Annotated in this window: 20 protein-coding genes; 10 read left to right on the top strand and 10 right to left on the bottom strand. The window is 37.7% G+C overall.

The window, feature by feature from the left end:
• Positions 1-13 precede the first annotated feature (13 nt).
• Positions 14-991 (top strand): 1-aminocyclopropane-1-carboxylate deaminase/D-cysteine desulfhydrase, encoded by a 978-nt coding sequence (locus ACRWQN_RS11490; RefSeq protein ID WP_434937825.1) that lies wholly within the window; start codon positions 14-16, stop codon positions 989-991.
• A gap of 986 nt (positions 992-1,977) precedes the next feature.
• Here ACRWQN_RS11490 and ACRWQN_RS11485 read toward each other — a convergent pair.
• The 3 genes from ACRWQN_RS11485 to ACRWQN_RS11475 form a co-directional block, all read right to left on the bottom strand.
• Positions 1,978-2,655 (bottom strand): ChrR family anti-sigma-E factor, encoded by a 678-nt coding sequence (locus ACRWQN_RS11485; RefSeq protein WP_434937823.1) that lies wholly within the window; start codon positions 2,653-2,655, stop codon positions 1,978-1,980.
• Complete coding sequence (locus ACRWQN_RS11480) at positions 2,648-3,298, bottom strand: sigma-70 family RNA polymerase sigma factor (protein ID WP_434937821.1); 651 nt, start codon at positions 3,296-3,298, stop codon at positions 2,648-2,650. Before ACRWQN_RS11480 ends, ACRWQN_RS11485 begins: the two co-directional genes overlap by 8 nt.
• Before the next feature lie 197 nt (positions 3,299-3,495).
• The gene (locus ACRWQN_RS11475) at positions 3,496-4,083 is read right to left on the bottom strand and encodes an LON peptidase substrate-binding domain-containing protein (RefSeq protein WP_434926200.1); all 588 of its coding nucleotides are present in this window, start codon (positions 4,081-4,083) and stop codon (positions 3,496-3,498) included.
• Between the two features lie 446 nt (positions 4,084-4,529).
• Here ACRWQN_RS11475 and ACRWQN_RS11470 point away from each other — a divergent pair, with 446 nt between their 5' ends.
• The gene (locus ACRWQN_RS11470) at positions 4,530-5,471 is read left to right on the top strand and encodes a chemotaxis protein CheV (RefSeq protein WP_434937820.1); all 942 of its coding nucleotides are present in this window, start codon (positions 4,530-4,532) and stop codon (positions 5,469-5,471) included.
• 40 nt (positions 5,472-5,511) lie between these two features.
• Here the strand turns inward: ACRWQN_RS11470 and ACRWQN_RS11465 are convergent, their stop codons facing one another.
• The 3 genes from ACRWQN_RS11465 to ACRWQN_RS11455 all read right to left on the bottom strand — a co-directional run bounded on the left by ACRWQN_RS11465 (position 5,512) and on the right by ACRWQN_RS11455 (position 6,973).
• Positions 5,512-5,694 carry a DUF6435 family protein gene (locus tag ACRWQN_RS11465; protein WP_226415683.1) on the bottom strand — a complete coding sequence of 61 codons (183 nt, stop codon included), beginning with the start codon at positions 5,692-5,694 and terminating at the stop codon, positions 5,512-5,514.
• Positions 5,695-5,887: 193 nt separating this feature from the next.
• Positions 5,888-6,544 carry a hypothetical protein gene (locus tag ACRWQN_RS11460; RefSeq protein ID WP_434926198.1) on the bottom strand — a complete coding sequence of 219 codons (657 nt, stop codon included), beginning with the start codon at positions 6,542-6,544 and terminating at the stop codon, positions 5,888-5,890.
• A gap of 69 nt (positions 6,545-6,613) precedes the next feature.
• Complete coding sequence (locus tag ACRWQN_RS11455) at positions 6,614-6,973, bottom strand: DUF2750 domain-containing protein (RefSeq protein WP_226415686.1); 360 nt, start codon at positions 6,971-6,973, stop codon at positions 6,614-6,616.
• Positions 6,974-7,194: 221 nt separating this feature from the next.
• On the opposite strand from ACRWQN_RS11455, the gene ACRWQN_RS11450 reads away from it, so the two are divergent.
• The 6 genes from ACRWQN_RS11450 to ACRWQN_RS11425 all read left to right on the top strand — a co-directional run bounded on the left by ACRWQN_RS11450 (position 7,195) and on the right by ACRWQN_RS11425 (position 12,725).
• The gene (locus ACRWQN_RS11450) at positions 7,195-8,403 is read left to right on the top strand and encodes a lytic murein transglycosylase (protein ID WP_434940645.1); all 1,209 of its coding nucleotides are present in this window, start codon (positions 7,195-7,197) and stop codon (positions 8,401-8,403) included.
• A gap of 90 nt (positions 8,404-8,493) precedes the next feature.
• Positions 8,494-8,976 carry an FKBP-type peptidyl-prolyl cis-trans isomerase gene (locus ACRWQN_RS11445; RefSeq protein ID WP_434937818.1) on the top strand — a complete coding sequence of 161 codons (483 nt, stop codon included), beginning with the start codon at positions 8,494-8,496 and terminating at the stop codon, positions 8,974-8,976.
• Between the two features lie 60 nt (positions 8,977-9,036).
• Positions 9,037-9,264, top strand: coding sequence for a DUF3389 domain-containing protein (locus ACRWQN_RS11440; RefSeq protein WP_226415690.1), 228 nt, complete (start codon positions 9,037-9,039; stop codon positions 9,262-9,264).
• A gap of 39 nt (positions 9,265-9,303) precedes the next feature.
• Entirely contained in the window at positions 9,304-9,975 is a 672-nt protein-coding gene (locus ACRWQN_RS11435) for an alpha/beta hydrolase (protein ID WP_434926196.1), read from the top strand.
• 333 nt (positions 9,976-10,308) lie between these two features.
• Positions 10,309-12,015 (top strand): bifunctional UDP-sugar hydrolase/5'-nucleotidase UshA, encoded by a 1,707-nt coding sequence (gene ushA, locus ACRWQN_RS11430; RefSeq protein ID WP_434926195.1) that lies wholly within the window; start codon positions 10,309-10,311, stop codon positions 12,013-12,015.
• Between the two features lie 260 nt (positions 12,016-12,275).
• Positions 12,276-12,725: an Hsp20 family protein gene (locus ACRWQN_RS11425; RefSeq protein WP_226415693.1), complete on the top strand. Its 450-nt coding sequence runs from the start codon at positions 12,276-12,278 to the stop codon at positions 12,723-12,725.
• 146 nt (positions 12,726-12,871) lie between these two features.
• Here ACRWQN_RS11425 and soxR read toward each other — a convergent pair whose 3' ends face one another.
• Complete coding sequence (gene soxR, locus ACRWQN_RS11420; protein WP_434937816.1) at positions 12,872-13,318, bottom strand: redox-sensitive transcriptional activator SoxR; 447 nt, start codon at positions 13,316-13,318, stop codon at positions 12,872-12,874.
• A gap of 120 nt (positions 13,319-13,438) precedes the next feature.
• Here soxR and ACRWQN_RS11415 point away from each other — a divergent pair, with 120 nt between their 5' ends.
• Entirely contained in the window at positions 13,439-13,858 is a 420-nt protein-coding gene (locus ACRWQN_RS11415; protein WP_434929047.1) for a VOC family protein, read from the top strand.
• Positions 13,859-14,180: 322 nt separating this feature from the next.
• Complete coding sequence (locus tag ACRWQN_RS11410) at positions 14,181-14,678, top strand: fasciclin domain-containing protein (protein ID WP_226415696.1); 498 nt, start codon at positions 14,181-14,183, stop codon at positions 14,676-14,678.
• Positions 14,679-14,834: 156 nt separating this feature from the next.
• On the opposite strand, the gene ACRWQN_RS11405 is transcribed toward ACRWQN_RS11410, so the two are convergent.
• The 3 genes from ACRWQN_RS11405 to ansA all read right to left on the bottom strand — a co-directional run bounded on the left by ACRWQN_RS11405 (position 14,835) and on the right by ansA (position 17,525).
• Positions 14,835-15,677: a hypothetical protein gene (locus ACRWQN_RS11405; protein ID WP_434937815.1), complete on the bottom strand. Its 843-nt coding sequence runs from the start codon at positions 15,675-15,677 to the stop codon at positions 14,835-14,837.
• 292 nt (positions 15,678-15,969) lie between these two features.
• Positions 15,970-16,221, bottom strand: coding sequence for a TIGR03643 family protein (locus tag ACRWQN_RS11400; RefSeq protein ID WP_434937813.1), 252 nt, complete (start codon positions 16,219-16,221; stop codon positions 15,970-15,972).
• 290 nt (positions 16,222-16,511) lie between these two features.
• Positions 16,512-17,525 carry an asparaginase gene (ansA, locus tag ACRWQN_RS11395; RefSeq protein ID WP_434937812.1) on the bottom strand — a complete coding sequence of 338 codons (1,014 nt, stop codon included), beginning with the start codon at positions 17,523-17,525 and terminating at the stop codon, positions 16,512-16,514.
• Between the last annotated feature and the right edge of the window lie 58 nt (positions 17,526-17,583).

Here is a 17,583-nt window from a genome sequence, read left to right as displayed (position 1 = left end):
AATGGTGTTATAAATGCTAAGTCATAGTCCAACAGATACAATTAATTTTGCAGGAAGACAAATATTCGTCAAGCGCGATGATCAATTACACCCTGATTTTAGTGGTAATAAAGCCCGAAAATTTTATCATTTCCTTATCAATGACTTTCCTAAAGTGACACGAATAGTGGGATCGGGTTCGGCTCAAGCAAATTCATTATATTCGCTATCGGTATTGGCAAAAATGAAAGGCTGGCAGCTAGATTATTATGTAAGTCATATTAGTGCTTATATACAGTCACAATTACAAGCTACGCCTGCTATTGTGTCAAATTTTACTCAAGCCCATCATAACGGAGCCAATATTATCCAAGTTGATTGGGACCAAGCTGAACTCAGTGGCTGCAAGCATTTGGATGAGGTAATAAACATATTTAGGCCTGAATACCTAAATCGATATTCTGAACAACAAATACTTTTTATTCCTGAGGGGGGCAGATGTGAATATGCTAAAACGGGTATCTACCAGCTTGGTTGTGAAATTATAGATTGGGCTAAAGGACAAAATATATCCGCTCTTTCAGTATTTCTTCCATCTGGCACAGGTACGACAGCAGTTTTTCTGCAACAGTATTTTATAAAAAAATGCCAAAAGGAAATAATTGATATTAAGGTGTTAACTTGCAGCACTGTTGGCGGTGATACATATTTAGCAAATCAATTTTGTGAATTAAACCCAAATAAAAGCCAGCATCCCACTATTATTAATGATGGCAATAAGTATCACTTTGGTAAGTTGTATTTGCCCTTATTTGAGTTGTGGAACGATGTGCTAGAAACAAGTGGAATAGAGTTTGATTTATTATACGACCCTATTGGCTTGAGCGTGTTGAAGCGCTACATAGAAGCGAATCAATGCCAAGATAGGCAAGTTTTATATATTCATCAAGGCGGTTTGTTAGGGAATGCAACTATGCTACCCAGATATAAACGTAAGCTTGCTAATAGATAACTGATTGCTATATGCAGTATGTGTAGAGGGATTAATATTGAATATATATTTTATAGAATCACACTCCATCTACAACTGAATTGCAACATAATAATGTCGTTATACAGAGATATAAAAGTTAACTTCATTAATTGAAGTTGTGGATAAGAGTTTTTTGAATGTGTGATAAAGAGGTTATATCAGTTTGCCCTGTTGTTAATAAACGCCCGGTAAATGAGAGGAGAATACCGTTAGCCAGGTTTATTAAATAACAGAGCAAATGATTTACGCCTAAGCGTAGGGGATGTACTTATTACTTATTCGAACTAATCAGCCATTTCATAAAGTTTACGGCTTCAATGCGTTTTGAAAAAGTAGTTTTGTTTTTACCTTGTGAATCGGTAAAAGCAATTGAGTTTTTGTTTGATGAAATTGAATTAACAGGAAAGTTAACTGTAATTTCGTGTCCGTTAAATTGGTATGACATTATCATACTCCTTATAATTTATGCTCACCCTTGGGTGATGTAAGTTTTAACAATATAATTCCCTTAATATATTTCGTGTTGCGAAAGATTTAAGTTACTAGATTAAGTTACCTCATCAATCTTACACTAATCAAGTTTTTGTGTGAGAAGTATGTAAAAAATTTAATTATTTATTAAAGATTTTTTCACAATTCACTCAATTATTTAATGTGTAGATAATACATCAAATTCTTGACAGTGATAGTTGACCATAGGTTTATGACAAGCCCATTACAGTGAGAATAAATATGTTCAATAATACAAATTATGTATCAACATAGATAAAATCAAAGACGCTTGTGGTGGTTTACAAAGGAAGTTGAGCAGACTTACGATAGGTAAACAGATAAACAAAGTAATTAAACTTTCATCATAATATAGATAAAAAATCTGTTTGGCAATAGATATTATTTATTTTTCACCAAACAGATACACAGTATTTATCTGTAACAAGTATCAAAGTTAAGCTCAACACCCCACCTTAATAAATCAACTCACCAATAGGGTTTAACAGTTTGCTAAAACCTTTAGTAAAATACAATGGTGCGTCAACTATGGTGTAGCATAAACAACCTGACATTGTTTTAGGAGAATGTTCATGGTTCTCATCAAGTAGCATGAAGTCTCCTGGCTTATAACTGTTGAACTTATCACTAAATTCACCTGCTAATAATAACGTTAGCTCAGAACCTTTATGGGTATGTTCAGGTATTTCACCGTCTGCAGCTATGTGTAATAAGCTGGCCCTAGCTTTTTCTTCACCTGTATTTAAGCGCAGACGGCTGACTTTACCAATACCCTGCCACTGAGCGTTAATCTGATGTCTAAATGCTCTTGGTAAAGTATAAGACTCACCTTTAACTGATACTTCAAACGTACCCTTGTCTACTGGGCGGTGTGGTGTTGAATCAAGTTCATCCAGTGTGCTATCCAACATTTTTTCTAACAACAAATCCATGTCTATATCTGTTGTCGAATCGTTGCTGAAACTATCAATGTTAAACGCTTCAACGGTTTGCTCATTGGTTAATAGTGATAAAGATTTCTGGCAAATATCACAAAGTTCGGCATGGGCTGAAACCGCCAATGACATTGATAACGGTAGCTCCCCTTTGATATGAAGTAGTAGTAATTGTTCGTTAGGATGATAATTAATCATAATGTTTCTCCATAAAGCCTTTTAACTTCTCTAAACCTAAGCGTAATCTTGATTTAACTGTACCTATAGGTATCTCGAGCTTGTCTGCCAATTCTTGCTGTGTCATTTCTTGCATGTATATGCCCTGTACAACTTCACGTTGTAAAGGAGGTAATTCGTTAACGTGAAGTAACAGAGTGCCTGTAAGCTTAAAATCGTCTTCGTTATTTTCAGCATCATCTGACTCGAAAAGTGGCCAAATGTCATCACCAAATGAATCTTCCCGGTTATGCTGCACTTTTCTGAGCATATCGAAGCATTGGTTACGCATGATTGTAAAAATCCAGGTGCTAACAGCGGCTTTATCGGGATTGTATAAATGCGCTTTAGTCCAGACTCTGGTCATAGTTTCTTGAACCAAATCCATTGCTAATCCCTGCTGATGTAATCGTTGATTACCAAAAGCATTAATTTTTGAGCCAAAGTGGCTGAATAACTTAGCAAATGATGCTTTACACCGCACGTTAGCCACTTTTAACATCAACTCTGCTAACTGTTCCGCATCGTGTTCTTTACTATTAGACAAATTTATTACACCGTTTCGTTTTGCAATACTTGCCTTATCATAACGATTTTGTGCACTTTGTGATTGAAAATTTTCCATTATCTTCACTCGCGTCTTTTTTGTGGGCCGGTTATATTCTTTTATACGCTCGATAAATGAATTGGATCACTTTTAAACCCAATAAATAAAAAAATAGTTTTCTATGTGTAACATGCAATTACAACACATTTATAATAACTCGAATCAATTCTTAACAGATTAAATAGACCTATTGATCAATTCGCACAGTAATAAGGTTAACTGATTATATCTGCAAGAAATGTTTGTGCCATATGATGGTCGTGACTATTGATACAGCGGTACTTTTCTGCAGCACTTATGGGAATTATTTCTAACCATCGCTGACAGACCCATGATATATCTTGAAAATTTTCTTGCTGATAGTGGGCTAAGTGAGCAGGGTATTCTCTAAGTATATCTTTAAGAGTGTCACTGAGTATCTTGTCACGCTGCTGAAGCTTATCTGGCTTGTTTTTCGAATTTAATGCATTAATTTGTGACTCAGGCCAATCTTCAATGAGTGAAACCTTAGCGCGTTTCAATCCATCTTGTTCGACGCTAACATCTTTAATAATAAATTTTTGCTCACCGCGGATACTTATACCCAAAAGACCATCATTGAGTGTTTCAAAGTCAATGATTTTGCATAACGTGCCTATAGGAAGTATCTCCTTTTTATCATCACTGAGCATGCATAATCCAAATCCCACTCCTGTTTTGAGCGACTCGGTGACTAAACGTTTGTATCGAGCTTCAAAAATGCGCAACTGACTATACCCTTGAGGTAATATACAGATCGGCAAAGGAAAAATTGGAATTATCATAACCAGCCTTTATATGAACAATGTAAACTGACAATTAATACGAACTTAATAGGTAATTGATCACATTCGTTTTGCCGTTTTATTCAAATTTGACAGACGTTAACAGTGTGAATAGGCTCGTTGTGTGTCTGCAGCAGGTTTTCTTGATGAGCATTAGTCGTTTTCTAATTATCATGTTGGCATCTTTTAGCTTTAATGTTTTGCACGCTTGATTTTACACCTTTAAAAACAGAAAGCTTTTGCCATTTGTTGATAATATTTTTGTTAAATTTTAATTAAACAGAAGTGAGCTATAATCTCATTATTAGGAAAAAAATAGCTTAGATACTAAATCTAGTCATCAGAGAGTCATCTTTTTGCTGATTTATGTTTATAATGATAAATATGATGTGCAGTGCCTAGCATAATTAGTCACGACTTGTATTTATAGATTGGTGGTAGGTTTAATGAAGAAAGTGCTCGATAGTGTTGATCAACGTACTAATCTAGTGGGTGAGAACCGCTTGGAGTTATTGCTGTTTCGAATTAACTCAACTCAGCTATTTGCAATTAACGTATTTAAAGTCAAAGAAGTCGTCAAAGTGCCATCGTTAAGCGCTCTTCCTGGCAGTAATAACAGTATCGCTGGAGTTGCTAACATTAGAGGCACTTCTATACCTGTGATTAATTTACGTGGCGCTATTGGTTTTTCTCCCTTACCAATTACCGATGACTGTAATTTAATTATTACTGAGTATAATCGCAGTATACAAGGTTTCTTGGTTGGTAAAGTGGAACATATTGTTAACTTGACCTGGGGTGACATTATGCCACCGCCTAAAATGGCAGGTAAAAACAATTATCTAACTGCAATAACTCGGTTAGAGGACCAAGGTCAATCCCGCTTAGTATCGATTATTGATGTAGAGAAAGTCCTCGCTGAAATCATTAACTATGATATTCGGTTATCGGATGGTGTTTTGGATGAGGCTTTAGCCCCGCAAATGCCTGGTCGTAAAATATTAATTGTTGATGATTCAAGTACTGCCAGAAGACAGGTCAGAGAAACACTCAGTCAGCTGGGCATTGAAATCATTGAAGCGTCAGACGGGTTGCAGGCATTGAATTTACTTAAGTCATGGGCGGATAATGGCCAAAACGTTGCAACTGATTTATTAATGATGATAACCGATGCCGAAATGCCAGAGATGGATGGCTACAAGCTCACTTCTGAAGTGCGTGCAGATCCTCGAATGGCTTCGTTATTTATCACATTAAATACGTCTTTGAGCGGCAGCTTTAATAATGCAATGGTTGAAAAGGTTGGCTGCGATGCCTTTATTTCGAAATTTCAGCCTGACTTATTAGTAACAGGTGTTCAAAATAGGTTAAGAGATATTCTGGGGTAAGCTTTCAAATGGCTCATTACGAGCCTATGAGTAATATAGTTTAAAGAGGCTTTTTCTGATTTTCTAATGCACTAATCTCAGCCTCTATCAGTGCAGCTTCTGCTGTAATCATAGAGTAAGATTTAATATCACCATTGCGCTGTGCGTGCATCGCTTTTTCAAGTTTTGACTCATAAAGTTTAGTGAGTTTTTTTATCGGGTCTTGTCTGAATAATGAGAACATTTTAATCACTTGTATGTGGATGATACTCACTTATACGATAGAACATTGTTTTTGGTTTCGTTGGATTTAAGATTATTTCCCATAACGAGAAGCTTCGGCTATTTTACGGCAAATTATTAGTGCTAACTATTGGTTTTTATCTTGAAACGACGTTTATAGTAAGTCAAATTCTGCGAAACTGTTAGTCTGTAATTTAACGGTCTAAATCTTCAAGTAGTTCTTGTAGAATTTTTTGTTGCATACTTTTAGTCACGCCAATATTAAGTCTGGCGAGCTTGATTGCATGACCAAATTGATCTTTACCTAAATAAGTCACCAACTGCTTTAAAAACTCTTCATCTAACGCCAATACTTGACAGTAATGCTTAATGCCTTGATTTAGGTTGTTGAATTGTAAGCCATCAAATTCAAAGCCTAAGGTATTAGTTCCTGCAAACAAGGGGTCATCTTCAAAGTGATTATCATCAATACTTAGCGCCCAGCCCAAAGCATTGATTCTTTTTTGAGCAATCTTGAACATCATCCAAGCGCTCTTTTTAAAGCCCCCAAAAATTCTACAATCAAATTCAGATTCTGCTAATTCTTGTTCGGTCCAATTAATGCCAATTGCCAAATCCTTATGGTATCGCTTCATTAACTGATCTTTAACCGCTTCACGACAATCCCAGATAGAGGTTAATAAGTGCTTTTGTGCCAGCAACTTACATTCTTGACATGCTGGGACGGTTAATGATGGGTGAGGAGTATGCGCCATACGCCAATAAGGCAACTCTGCATGGCAGGGTTCATCACAAAACCAACACATGTGGCGTTTATCGAAAGGAATGTCGACCATAGTAGGGTTTGTCATATTGGATACTTAAGCAAAAGGTAATGGGCAAATGCACTGAGATGAATATCCCAGTGCAAGTAACAATAATTAATCTTTTTCGATATCAACTAAACTTTTTGCTAATACAATAGGGTCTATTTCAAAACATTCTTGATCGCTTTCCCAGTTAACACCCACTAAAACGCCATCATCATTTAAGTCGCCAACCCAATACTCAAGAAAGTCGACCAAAGTGATACTAACCGCTGTGTATTCAGCCCATTCTTCGGTGCAATGACTTTTAGCAGTAGCTTCTGAAGACCACAGTGGCATAACATCAGTTTCTTCAAACTCAGATGAATCACACACAACCCATCCTTCGCCTGTTTCGTCCTGAAGACCCCAAACGATTTGGTGTTTTTTTACACTTTCGATGAAGCTAGTTAACGTCGGGTTTTGTTCGGTCATGATCATTCTCATTAAGTGAAGTTAAAAACGGTTTCATTATACTGAATACCTACTTTAGCTCAAGTTGGTTATGCCTAATGCTGATGGCTATTTCAGCTAACACACTTTTTATATCGTAAATCGGTCTTTTTAAGGTTATTAAGCGCTTGTGAAGTTGATAGCAATCAGTCACGATATTCACACAATCTTATTTGTTATTATTTGGGTGCCACTTGAATCTTATGCGCGTTAATTTATCCATTACAGCATTATTATTAAGCGTCAGTTTCTCTCATTCAGCTATAGCCAGTGCTGATTTTGCACAATGTGTGAGTCAATTACAGTTAAAAGCAAAGCAACAGGGTATTTCACAGCAAACAATTGATACTACGGTGGCTAACTTAAGCTTCATTCCTAGGGTGATTGAGCTCGATAACCAGCAGCCTGAGTTTACCACCACATTTAAAGATTATTATGACAAGCGTGTAACCGATTGGCGCATCAAAGAGGGACGTAAACTCTATGCCCAGCACGGCCAGTTATTGAGGCAGTTAACCACTAAATATGGTGTTCCGGGTCAGTATATTGTTGCCTTCTGGGGGCTTGAAACTAACTATGGAAGCTATAAAGGGAATATGTCAGTGCTTAACTCATTAGCTACTTTGGCATGCGACCCTCGACGCAGCGAATATTTTACCCAGGAGTTGATGCAAGCTTTAACCTTAAAAGAGCGCTATCAATTTGCTGATAAAGATATGGTTGGATCATGGGCGGGGGCAATGGGGCATACCCAGTTTATGCCAACTAATTATCTTAAGTATGCAGTTGATGGCGATGGCGATGGCAGAGCAGATTTATGGAATAGTACCGCAGATGCATTAACCTCTGCGGCCAACTTTCTGCAACAATTAGGTTGGAAAGCTAATGAGCGTTGGGGACGGGAAGTACAGTTACCGAAAAATTATGATTTTGCCTATATGGGCAGTAAGGATACAAAATTATTGATTGATTGGGCTGGGCTAAACATAAAGCAAACAAGTGGCAAGCCGTTATCAATACCTGACATGCAAGCGGCATTATATGTGCCTGCAGGCCATACAGGACCAGCCTTTTTAGGTTATGAAAACTTTAATGTGATAATGCGCTGGAATCGTTCTGAATTTTACGCTATTGCGGTGGGTAAACTAGCCGATCAAATTAATGGTGGCGCTGGTATTTCTCATCCTTTACCAAATCATCCCCGTTTAAACCGAGAAATGGTTCAACAGTTGCAACAAAAACTGACTGATGAGGGTTTTGATGTGGGTAAACCAGATGGTATTTTAGGTCGAAACTCTGTAATAGGATTACAAGCTTATCAGCGTAAACATGGTTTAATAGCGGATGGTTATCCAGATAATGCTACATTTGAGAAGTTAGGCATAAGCTTAAACAAATTGCCGACCCCATAAGCATTTGTTAAGCTCTTGCGACTTTTTTAATAGCCGTTAACTGTATAATCGACAGTTGACGCAAATACAGATTAATTTTGAGGATACGTAATGAGCATTAAAGACAATATGGTTGTGCAGTTTAATTACACGCTGCGCGATGAAAAAGGCGAAGTGCTTGAATCAAATGAAGGCCGCGATCCGATAGCTTACCTTCATGGCAACGATAACATGATGCCTGGTATTGAAGATGCTATTACCGGTAAAGCAATTGGTGACAAGTTTACTATCACGCCCCCGGCAGCTGATACCTATGGTGAACGTCAAGAAGGAGCTGAGCAACGCGTCTCTATTAAGCATTTATCAGGTGCTAAAGTATGGAAGCCAGGTATGGCTGCAATAGTTAATTCTGATCAAGGTCAACGTCAAGTGACTATAGTTAAAGTCGGTAAGTTTATGGCCACAGTGGATGTTAATCATCCATTAGCGGGCCGTGAATTAACCTTTGATATTGAAGTCGTTGGTGCACGCGATGCAACTGATGAAGAAATCGCCCATGGTCATGCCCATGGCGCCGGTGGTCATCAGCATTAATTAGCCGATTTTCTCCCAAGCCTTCAATAGACTTGGGAGAAACTTTTATTAAGTACCCATATGATCCTCGAATTCTCCCAAGGTAAGCTCATCATTACCCCTAATGAAATACAATGTCGTCTTTTTGAAAATCATATTATTCTCAGCGCAGTTGTCGATGATATAAGTTGTTTTCATCATGGATTAGTCATAGCGGCTGATGCTGGTACGGTGAAATGGACAATTAAACTGGATAATCCACAACAGTTTGAACAATTGTTACAAGAAACCGGTATTCACGCTCAATAATATTCAAAGTACACCACATACAAATAGATAAGGAATCACATGACTCAATCATCTCTAGAAGCCATTGTCGTTGAACCTAGCAATAAGGCTTCATCTTGTGTTATCTGGTTACATGGTTTAGGTGATTCAGGTGCCGGTTTTGCTCCTGTCGTACCTGTTTTAGGGTTACCTGGCGATCATGCTATTCGGTTTGTTTTCCCACATGCACCAGAACAAGCGGTAACCATTAATGGGGGTTATATCATGCGTTCATGGTATGACATCAAAAGCATGGACTTACATGATCGTGCAGATATCGCAGGTGTGCAGGCATCAGAGCTACAAATAAAACGTCTCATTGAGCAACAGATTGCAGCAGGTATTCCAGCAAACAAAATAGTGTTGGCTGGTTTTAGCCAAGGTGGTGTGATGAGTTTGTTCACTGGGTTACGCTTTGAGCAATCTTTAGCCGGAATTATGGCTTTATCCTGTTATTTACCCGGTGGCGAGCATTTACCGGAACAACTTGCCCAGGCAAATAAACACACACCAATCTTGCAAAATCATGGTGAACAAGATGAAGTAGTGCCATTATTTGCTGGCAAAATGGCATACGATGCCTTGAATAATGCGGGTTATAATAGCGTTTGGAAAACCTATTCAATGGCGCACAGTGTTTTGCCTACACAGTTATCTGAAATAGGTCAATGGTTGAAAAAAGTATTGAATTAATCTTTACCACACAACTGCCAGAACTGTTCTCTGTGCGGGACAATGGTGCGTTGTTGGGTTGTATATAAAATAATCTTTGTTTATAAAGGCTTAACTTCATTATTGGGTTAAGCCTTTATTGTTTACTGCATAGGTATAAATCTGATAGGGTTTCCCTGTTCTTTATTTACGACAGTTTTTCATGTAACTCATTGTTAAGATTGCACTAAATGTCATTGTTTTGTCATAAAGTTGTCACGTGTATCCCTCATTGTTTGCTATCATTTTAAGGTGAATTTAAAGTTCGCTTATTTATACAAATAAATACAAGATAAATAATAAATGGGGTTACATATGTCTAAAGTGTTAATAAAAGGAATGCTGGCATCAGCTGTGTTAGTTGCATTAATGGGCTGTAATAGTGACGACGATGCAAAAGTGCCTACCACCTGCGCAGAAGCTGGAGCAGATTGTAAAATATTTACCGTTCTTCATACCAATGATAACCATGGTCGCTTCTGGGAAAATACTAGTGGTGAATACGGTATGGCAGCGCGCAAAGCCTTAATCGATCAAATTCGTGCTGAAGTGAGTGCTAATGGCGGTGAAAGTATACTGTTATCTGGCGGCGATATTAACACCGGCGTACCTGAATCAGACTTACAAGATGCCGTTCCTGATTTTATTGGCATGAACGAAATTCGTTATGACGCCATGGCAGTGGGTAATCATGAATTTGATAACCCATTAGCAGTATTAGATTCACAACGCTCTATCGCTAACTTTCCAATGCTAGCGGCCAATATCTATCATGCTGATGGCACTACACGTTATTTTGAACCCTACAAAATATTCGACGTTAATGGCGTACGCATTGCCGTTATTGGTTTAACAACTAAAGATACTGAGAAGTTAGGTAACCCAGAATACATTCAGGATATCAAGTTTACCGATCCAACCACAGAAGTTGCAAAAGTCATTGCTGAAATTAAAGCGAACGATAGTGCAGATTTAATTTTTGCCACTACCCATATGGGACATTATGCCGATGGCAAACATGGCAGCAACGCCCCAGGTGATGTTGAAATGGCAAGAGCACTTGCTGCAGGTGATTTACAGGCGGTAATTGGTGGGCATTCACAAAACCCAGTGTGTATGGAACCTGGCACGAATGAATACGCTGATTTCAAACCTGGCGATGACTGTGCGCCTGATATGCAAAATGGCACTTACATCATGCAAGCTCACGAATGGGGCAAGTATGTGGGACGTGCAGATTTTGAATACTTCAATGGTAAATTAAACCTTGCTAGCTATAAGTTGATCCCAGTTAACTTGAAGAAAACAGTTGAAGATGCTGAAGGTAAAAAAACCACAGTATTTATTGGTGAAGAAATTGTACCTGATGCAGATTTAAAGCAATTACTGTCTTATTATCAAGCAAAAGGTCAAGGTCAATTAGGCGAAGTGATTGCTGAAACGGACGCTAAACTTGAAGGCGATCGCGCTATTGTACGTGGTGAGCAAACTAACCTAGGTCGTTTAATTGCAGAAGCACAGCGTACTAAAGTTAATGCCGATTTTTCTGTAATGAACTCAGGCGGTGTACGTGCATCAATTGCAGCGGGTGAAATCTCGTATCGTGACGTATTAACCGTACAGCCGTTTGGCAATATGGTTACCTTAAACACACTCACAGGTGCACAAGTTTCTGAATACTTAGCTACAGTGGCGACATTCCAACGTGGTTCAGGTGCTTATGCACAAATTACTGGCGTTAAAATGACTGTTGACTGTGCAGCAAGCAGTGTTGATATCAGTGAAATCAATGGTGAAACGTATGCTGCCGATGGTAGCTACACCTTCACTGTACCAAGCTATAATGCTGCAGGTGGTGATGGTTATCCAAAACTTGAGTCAGTACAAACAGGCTATGTTGATGCTGAGGTGCTTTATACTTACTTTAAAGATAAAAGCATGATTGTTGCTGCTGATTTCGCACCAGTAGGTGATATTGTTTACACTAACTCTAATAGTGTTTTAGGTTGTCAGTTAAACTAATTCTCAACAGACATTAACATTTGCAAGATGAAATTGTTAATGCATAAAAGACAGCTAAGTTAGCTGTCTTTTTTTTAGTATTTTTTATTTTCCCCTTGAATTAACCAATCCCATCCCTATATCTTATTTGTAACAAGATGAAAGTTAAAAACGCTCAACAGAGGTTTTGATATTTTGTTATCCATTGTGCCGAAAGGGCAATGAAAACTCGCCAATAATGGCTTATTTTTTTACATATTGCTTTAGACAAGGATATGATTATGCGTAATTTTTCTATTTCTCCAGATTTAACCCCACTATACCGTAGCGCTATTGGCTTTGACCGTTTAGCCCAGCTTGCGGAACATGCCGCAGCGAACAATGGCAACAATGGCTATCCTCCATACAACATCGAATTGCTCGGTGAAAACCTTTATCGCATTACCATGGCTGTTGCTGGTTTCAACATGACTGAACTTGATATCACTAGTGAAGGTGAAAAGTTATTAGTTAAAGGCAATAAAGCTAACACAAAAGATGAACGTAAATATCTTCATCAGGGCATTGCTGAACGAGGTTTTGAACGGGTATTCCAGCTTGCAGATCATGTCAGAGTCGTCGGCGCTGAGTTAGAAAATGGATTGCTGAATATTGATTTGGAACGTGAGATCCCAGAGGCGATGAAAGCCCGTAAAATTGAAATTACTCGCTCTCGTATACTCGAAGAGTAACCCTTAATTCATAACACGTTTCATTGTTCTCAATTTCCTCCCAAATTAGATGAATAGTTTCATCAGGGCTTAGTCGAAGTGACTAGGCCCTTTTTAGTTTTTATGGTGTGAACAATATGGCTTAAATTGCTATCAGTAAGCTTTTTTTAATTGGTTACATCCAATAATACAGCCCCATTACCTTTAGTGGCCAAGGTATCGTTCGGGTTATAAATAGGGCAGCTAGTCATCGACAGGCAACCACAACCAATACATCCTTCAAGTGAATCCCTCAAATCTTCTAATGCTGCAATTTGTTTATTTAATTGCGTTTTCCACGTTTGCGACAGTTGAGTCCAATCATCTTTGTTTGGGGTTCTTTGATCAGGTAAATGACTAAACGCGGTTTGAATATCCTGCAGGCTAATCCCGAACTGTTGAGCCGCTTTAATCACAGATACCCGTCGTAACACATCACGTTGATAACGACGCTGATTACCTTGATTACGCAATGATTTAATTAGCCCTTTTTGCTCATAAAAATGCAATGTCGATACCTTAACACCACAACGTTTTGCCACTTGTCCCACAGATAGATCGTACTCGTTCAACATATATAAGCCACACACAAAAATTAAGATAACTAAAATAACGAAAAAAATGCTTTACCTCAAGTTAACTTGAGGTTTTATGCTGTGTCTAGTTAATTTAATTGGGATTAAAAATAAGGACATATCATGCATTTAGAACATGTAAATATCGTTGTAAAAGATTTAGATCAAACATTAGCTTTTTATCGTGCTGCCATGCCTCATTGGCGGATAAGGGGAGGCGGCGAGTCAACGTGGTATGGCGTTCCACGTAAATGGGTACATTTTGGTGATGACAAACAGTACTTATCTTTTAATGATTCCGGAACCGGCAAAGTGCGAGAACTAGCCTCTAATGAAATGGGTGTAGCCCACTTTGCTTATGTAGTTGCTGATTTAAACAGTTTAATAGCACGTTTAAACAATGCAGGGTTTGAGGTGCGTATTTGGGGTGGAAATGAGCCCCATGCTAAAAGTGTGTATTTTATTGACCCTAATGGTTTTGAAGTTGAGTTTGTTCAGTACCTAAGCGACTTGCCGTTGGAGCGTAATATCTATCAATAACAAGGAAGTAATATTGTAGTGGCTTAGGTTTAGCGTTGTTTAAGCAGTAAAAATTTTAGTGTGCTTGTTATCATGAAAGTTATCAGACTGTTACCGATAGGGATTTGCGTAGTTGTTAATAACCCATTTTAAGCTGTAAGAAATTGATTAATATATTATTAATAAGGTGGCGCTCTGTTGTTAGATCTGATTTTTATTGGTGATGAACCTGTCAAAAGTAATTGATATGTAAATTGAGTGATCTTTATCCTGTAATGCTTCGTAAAATACGGTGACAACAAAACTTAACTCTCTACAAAAACTCTCTAAAAAGGAAAATACAATGTTAAAGAAAGCAATTACAACACTATCGATTATCCTTGCCAGCTTTGCGTTTGTGACCACTTCTTATGCAGAACATCATGGTATGAAAAAAGACATTGTTGATGTCGCTGCTGAAAATGGATCTTTTAACACTTTAGTCGCTGCAGTAAAAGCGGCAGGGTTAGTTGAGACGCTTAAGGGAGAAGGTCCGTTTACAGTGTTTGCACCAACGGATGAAGCTTTTGCAAATCTTCCGGCCGGTACTGTTGAAATGTTACTAAAACCAGAAAACAAAGATAAGCTAGTCGCTGTATTAACATACCATGTAGTATCAGGAAAGGTATTGGCGGCAGATGTGGCTAAAATTGATAGTGCTGCAACCGTTCAAGGTGAAATGGTGATGGTAAAAGTTACTGACGGTAGCGTCATGATAAACAATGCTAAAGTTATTATGGCTGATGTTGCTGCAAGTAACGGTGTAATACATGTAATTGATACAGTATTACTGCCTAAGTAACACATTCGAAGTCAATCCGTTATAAATATTCCTAATCTGGGCGTTGATGATAGATAACACCCAGATTAGTATTTCTTTTTGCTGTTACACAGAATCTTTTACAGGCTTGTTTTACAGGCATATATCGACGCTAATCAAACAGAGTGAAAATAGTATTTAACGCCAATCGCTGTCCAACCAATTAAACATCGTCAGGCTATAGTTAATTGAAACTAATAATTGTTTTGTTTGATCTGGCAAATCATTTTTTAGCCAAATTTTAGGCTTACCAACAAAAGATAAAGCACCAACTTGTTCTTTATTATCAAAAAACTCAAGTCCTGAGCTTAATGATCGCCATGGGGCTGAATGTCTCTGCTCAATAATATCCCCCTTTTTTACTAAACTTACATTCTGTGAAATATCTTCGACTTGATAAGACCGATCATCGCTTTTAACTTGAACTATTGTTGTTTGATTTTGATAAGATTTTAATGTCAGCTGCCAAAGTTTTTGATTGTGTGTGATAGCACATACTAGGTATGTTTTTAACCGGGTATTATGACTAGAATGAGAACTTGGACTAGAAAATTCAATATCATTTGCTTCTGTCTCTTTAGTCAAAGACTGCGAAAAAATTTCACATTTTGATATAGAAACATTTTCATTATTTTGTTGAAGGGTGAAAGAAAACCTTTGTGTATCATCAACTTCATATTCTGCGCTAATGAATGAAAGAGCATCATCAAAAAGTATATAATTGATAAAACTTATATCTTTCTTTCTATCGACTAAGTTTTTTTGTGAGCTTTTCCAGGATGTTTCTGCGTTTACAACGGAATATATACCCAAATCATTGTTATAAACTGAATCAGGGATCCTAAAGCTAGGATTGTCCAGAATGATGACTGTCGAACTAGTCTGAAACTCATTAGAAAGAGGAATTGTTTGATCTATTGTAGATACACAGGATGTTAATAGTGGCAAGGAAAGCGCTATTTTAAGCAAATTTTTAGTCATATATTTATCTTCAAATGATCCTAAACTATCACTCAACAAGGAAGGGAAGTTGTTTTGAGTATTTAACTCAGATTGATGAATAGTATTAATAATTCAACACTTTGCCTTTTAAATACCCGTTTTGCAAAGCTTTAATCAGAGAAAGGATAAGTTTACTGCTAGGGTGGGAGACTTTGCATGGTTATGTTTTGGTGAGGTTTAGTGGGCAATTATTGATTCTGGATTAGACCGACCTTATATTGTGTAAACTGCAGGTCGGAATAGAAGATGTATCTAATTATAATCGCTCGCATTAACGCTGTTTATATTGGGTTGGGCAATAACCTCTGCTTATTTCAGGGTTTCTGAGCTTTAAATGCTTTGTGTTGCGGCCACTGACTCTTTCACGCCACAGTTTGAAACTTTTAGGTTTAAGGCGACCGCGCATAAATTTAATCACTAAAGGTTCATTCATTCCGAACTGCAGCTCTATTGCTTCAAAAGGCGTTCTGTCTTCCCAAGCCATTTCTATAATTCTTGATTCTTCGCTTAATGAAAATGACATGGCATTACCTTGGATCAGTTAATTAATTCTATAAATACTGTAACGCCAAGGAAGAAGATCAATTTATACAGTAAATTGAGCATAATTTTCTACTTTGTATACCTAAGTTGATGTGGTTGATAATTAACTTAGGCCGCAGAGGAGGATTGTCAGCTATCAATTTAATTGATGTTAAATATAAAAACTCGCTACTAAATTAAGATAATGACTTTAGTGCACCTATTTCGCAAATATGACCATTAATCTTGTAAGCGAGTTTTTATCAGTTTATCGTTGGATATGAGTATTGGTTAGTCTGCTGACAGCTCACCAATCAAGTTCATTTGCATCGATTTCTTAATTTCTTCTCGTGTCAAATTTATTGAAAGTAAATAGTGTAATTTTGCTAATGCTGCTTCAATAGTCATATCCATACCACTTATTACGCCAGCCTTAGCTAATGAATTGCCTGTGGCGTAACCGCGCATATTGACTTTGCCCTGAAAACATTGAGTAAGGTTCACTAGGACTATGCCACGCTCATCGGCCTGTTTTAATGCCTGTAAAAGCAGTGGGTCCTGTGGTGCATTACCCACGCCAAAGGTAAGCATGATTAATGCTTTAACCGGTTGCTGTAAAATATTGTTAAATATCTGGGTTGAAATTCCGGGATATAAAGTCACTACCCCAATAGGCTGCGGTTTGATATTAATTACATTTAAAGGCGAGTTTGTCGGCTGAGTTATTTTGCCTTCTTTGATATTAATCTTAATACCCGCCTCAAGTAGTAGCGGGAAGTTAGGTGAGGCAAATGCATCAAAGCCATCGGCATGGGCCTTAGTTGAACGATTACCTCTAAACAATTTATTGTTAAAAAATAAACAGACTTCTGCTATTGGGTAATTGGCAGCGATATACAATGAGTTTAATAAGTTTGTTTGACCGTCAGAACGAAGCTGCGCTAAAGGAATTTGAGAGCCGGTCACAATGACAGGTTTTGATAGCCCTTGTAGCATAAATGACAATGCTGAAGCGGTATAAGCCATAGTGTCGGTGCCATGTAATATGACAAAACCATCGTATTTTTCATAATTAGCTTTTATGTCATTAGCGATGAGTTGCCAATCCGTAGGCGCCATATTTGAAGAGTCAATTAATGGGCTGTATTCCTGGATCACAAAGCTTGGCATTTCTTCATGATAAAACTCAGGCATAGACTGAACGCAATCGGTTAAAAAGCCAGAAACAGGTGCAAAACCATTAGCGGTTTTTTGCATACCTATTGTTCCGCCCGTATAGGCAACGTAAATAGCGCGTTTAGTCATGGATTAGCTCAAATTAGATTAATTTTACATAATGTGTAAATTATACGAGTTATATTGA

The organism is Shewanella sp. HL-SH8, assembly GCF_051165765.1.
Lineage (GTDB): Bacteria > Pseudomonadota > Gammaproteobacteria > Enterobacterales > Shewanellaceae > Shewanella > Shewanella glacialimarina.
Note: the sequence above shows the minus strand (reverse complement) of the source record. Positions and strands in the feature narration are given on the sequence as shown.

Excerpts from the sequence above, each read along its gene's own strand:
- ACRWQN_RS11490 (WP_434937825.1), top strand. The coding sequence starts at position 14 with ATGCTAAGTCATAGTCCAACAGATACAATTAATTTTGCAGGAAGACAA.
- ACRWQN_RS11485 (WP_434937823.1), bottom strand. The coding sequence starts at position 2,655 with ATGATTAATTATCATCCTAACGAACAATTACTACTACTTCATATCAAA.
- ACRWQN_RS11480 (WP_434937821.1), bottom strand. The coding sequence starts at position 3,298 with ATGGAAAATTTTCAATCACAAAGTGCACAAAATCGTTATGATAAGGCA.
- ACRWQN_RS11475 (WP_434926200.1), bottom strand. The coding sequence starts at position 4,083 with ATGATAATTCCAATTTTTCCTTTGCCGATCTGTATATTACCTCAAGGG.
- ACRWQN_RS11470 (WP_434937820.1), top strand. The coding sequence starts at position 4,530 with ATGAAGAAAGTGCTCGATAGTGTTGATCAACGTACTAATCTAGTGGGT.
- ACRWQN_RS11465 (WP_226415683.1), bottom strand. The coding sequence starts at position 5,694 with ATGTTCTCATTATTCAGACAAGACCCGATAAAAAAACTCACTAAACTT.
- ACRWQN_RS11460 (WP_434926198.1), bottom strand. The coding sequence starts at position 6,544 with ATGACAAACCCTACTATGGTCGACATTCCTTTCGATAAACGCCACATG.
- ACRWQN_RS11455 (WP_226415686.1), bottom strand. The coding sequence starts at position 6,973 with ATGACCGAACAAAACCCGACGTTAACTAGCTTCATCGAAAGTGTAAAA.
- ACRWQN_RS11450 (WP_434940645.1), top strand. The coding sequence starts at position 7,195 with ATGCGCGTTAATTTATCCATTACAGCATTATTATTAAGCGTCAGTTTC.
- ACRWQN_RS11445 (WP_434937818.1), top strand. The coding sequence starts at position 8,494 with ATGAGCATTAAAGACAATATGGTTGTGCAGTTTAATTACACGCTGCGC.
- ACRWQN_RS11440 (WP_226415690.1), top strand. The coding sequence starts at position 9,037 with ATGATCCTCGAATTCTCCCAAGGTAAGCTCATCATTACCCCTAATGAA.
- ACRWQN_RS11435 (WP_434926196.1), top strand. The coding sequence starts at position 9,304 with ATGACTCAATCATCTCTAGAAGCCATTGTCGTTGAACCTAGCAATAAG.
- ushA (WP_434926195.1), top strand. The coding sequence starts at position 10,309 with ATGTCTAAAGTGTTAATAAAAGGAATGCTGGCATCAGCTGTGTTAGTT.
- ACRWQN_RS11425 (WP_226415693.1), top strand. The coding sequence starts at position 12,276 with ATGCGTAATTTTTCTATTTCTCCAGATTTAACCCCACTATACCGTAGC.
- soxR (WP_434937816.1), bottom strand. The coding sequence starts at position 13,318 with ATGTTGAACGAGTACGATCTATCTGTGGGACAAGTGGCAAAACGTTGT.
- ACRWQN_RS11410 (WP_226415696.1), top strand. The coding sequence starts at position 14,181 with ATGTTAAAGAAAGCAATTACAACACTATCGATTATCCTTGCCAGCTTT.
- ACRWQN_RS11405 (WP_434937815.1), bottom strand. The coding sequence starts at position 15,677 with ATGACTAAAAATTTGCTTAAAATAGCGCTTTCCTTGCCACTATTAACA.
- ACRWQN_RS11400 (WP_434937813.1), bottom strand. The coding sequence starts at position 16,221 with ATGTCATTTTCATTAAGCGAAGAATCAAGAATTATAGAAATGGCTTGG.
- ansA (WP_434937812.1), bottom strand. The coding sequence starts at position 17,525 with ATGACTAAACGCGCTATTTACGTTGCCTATACGGGCGGAACAATAGGT.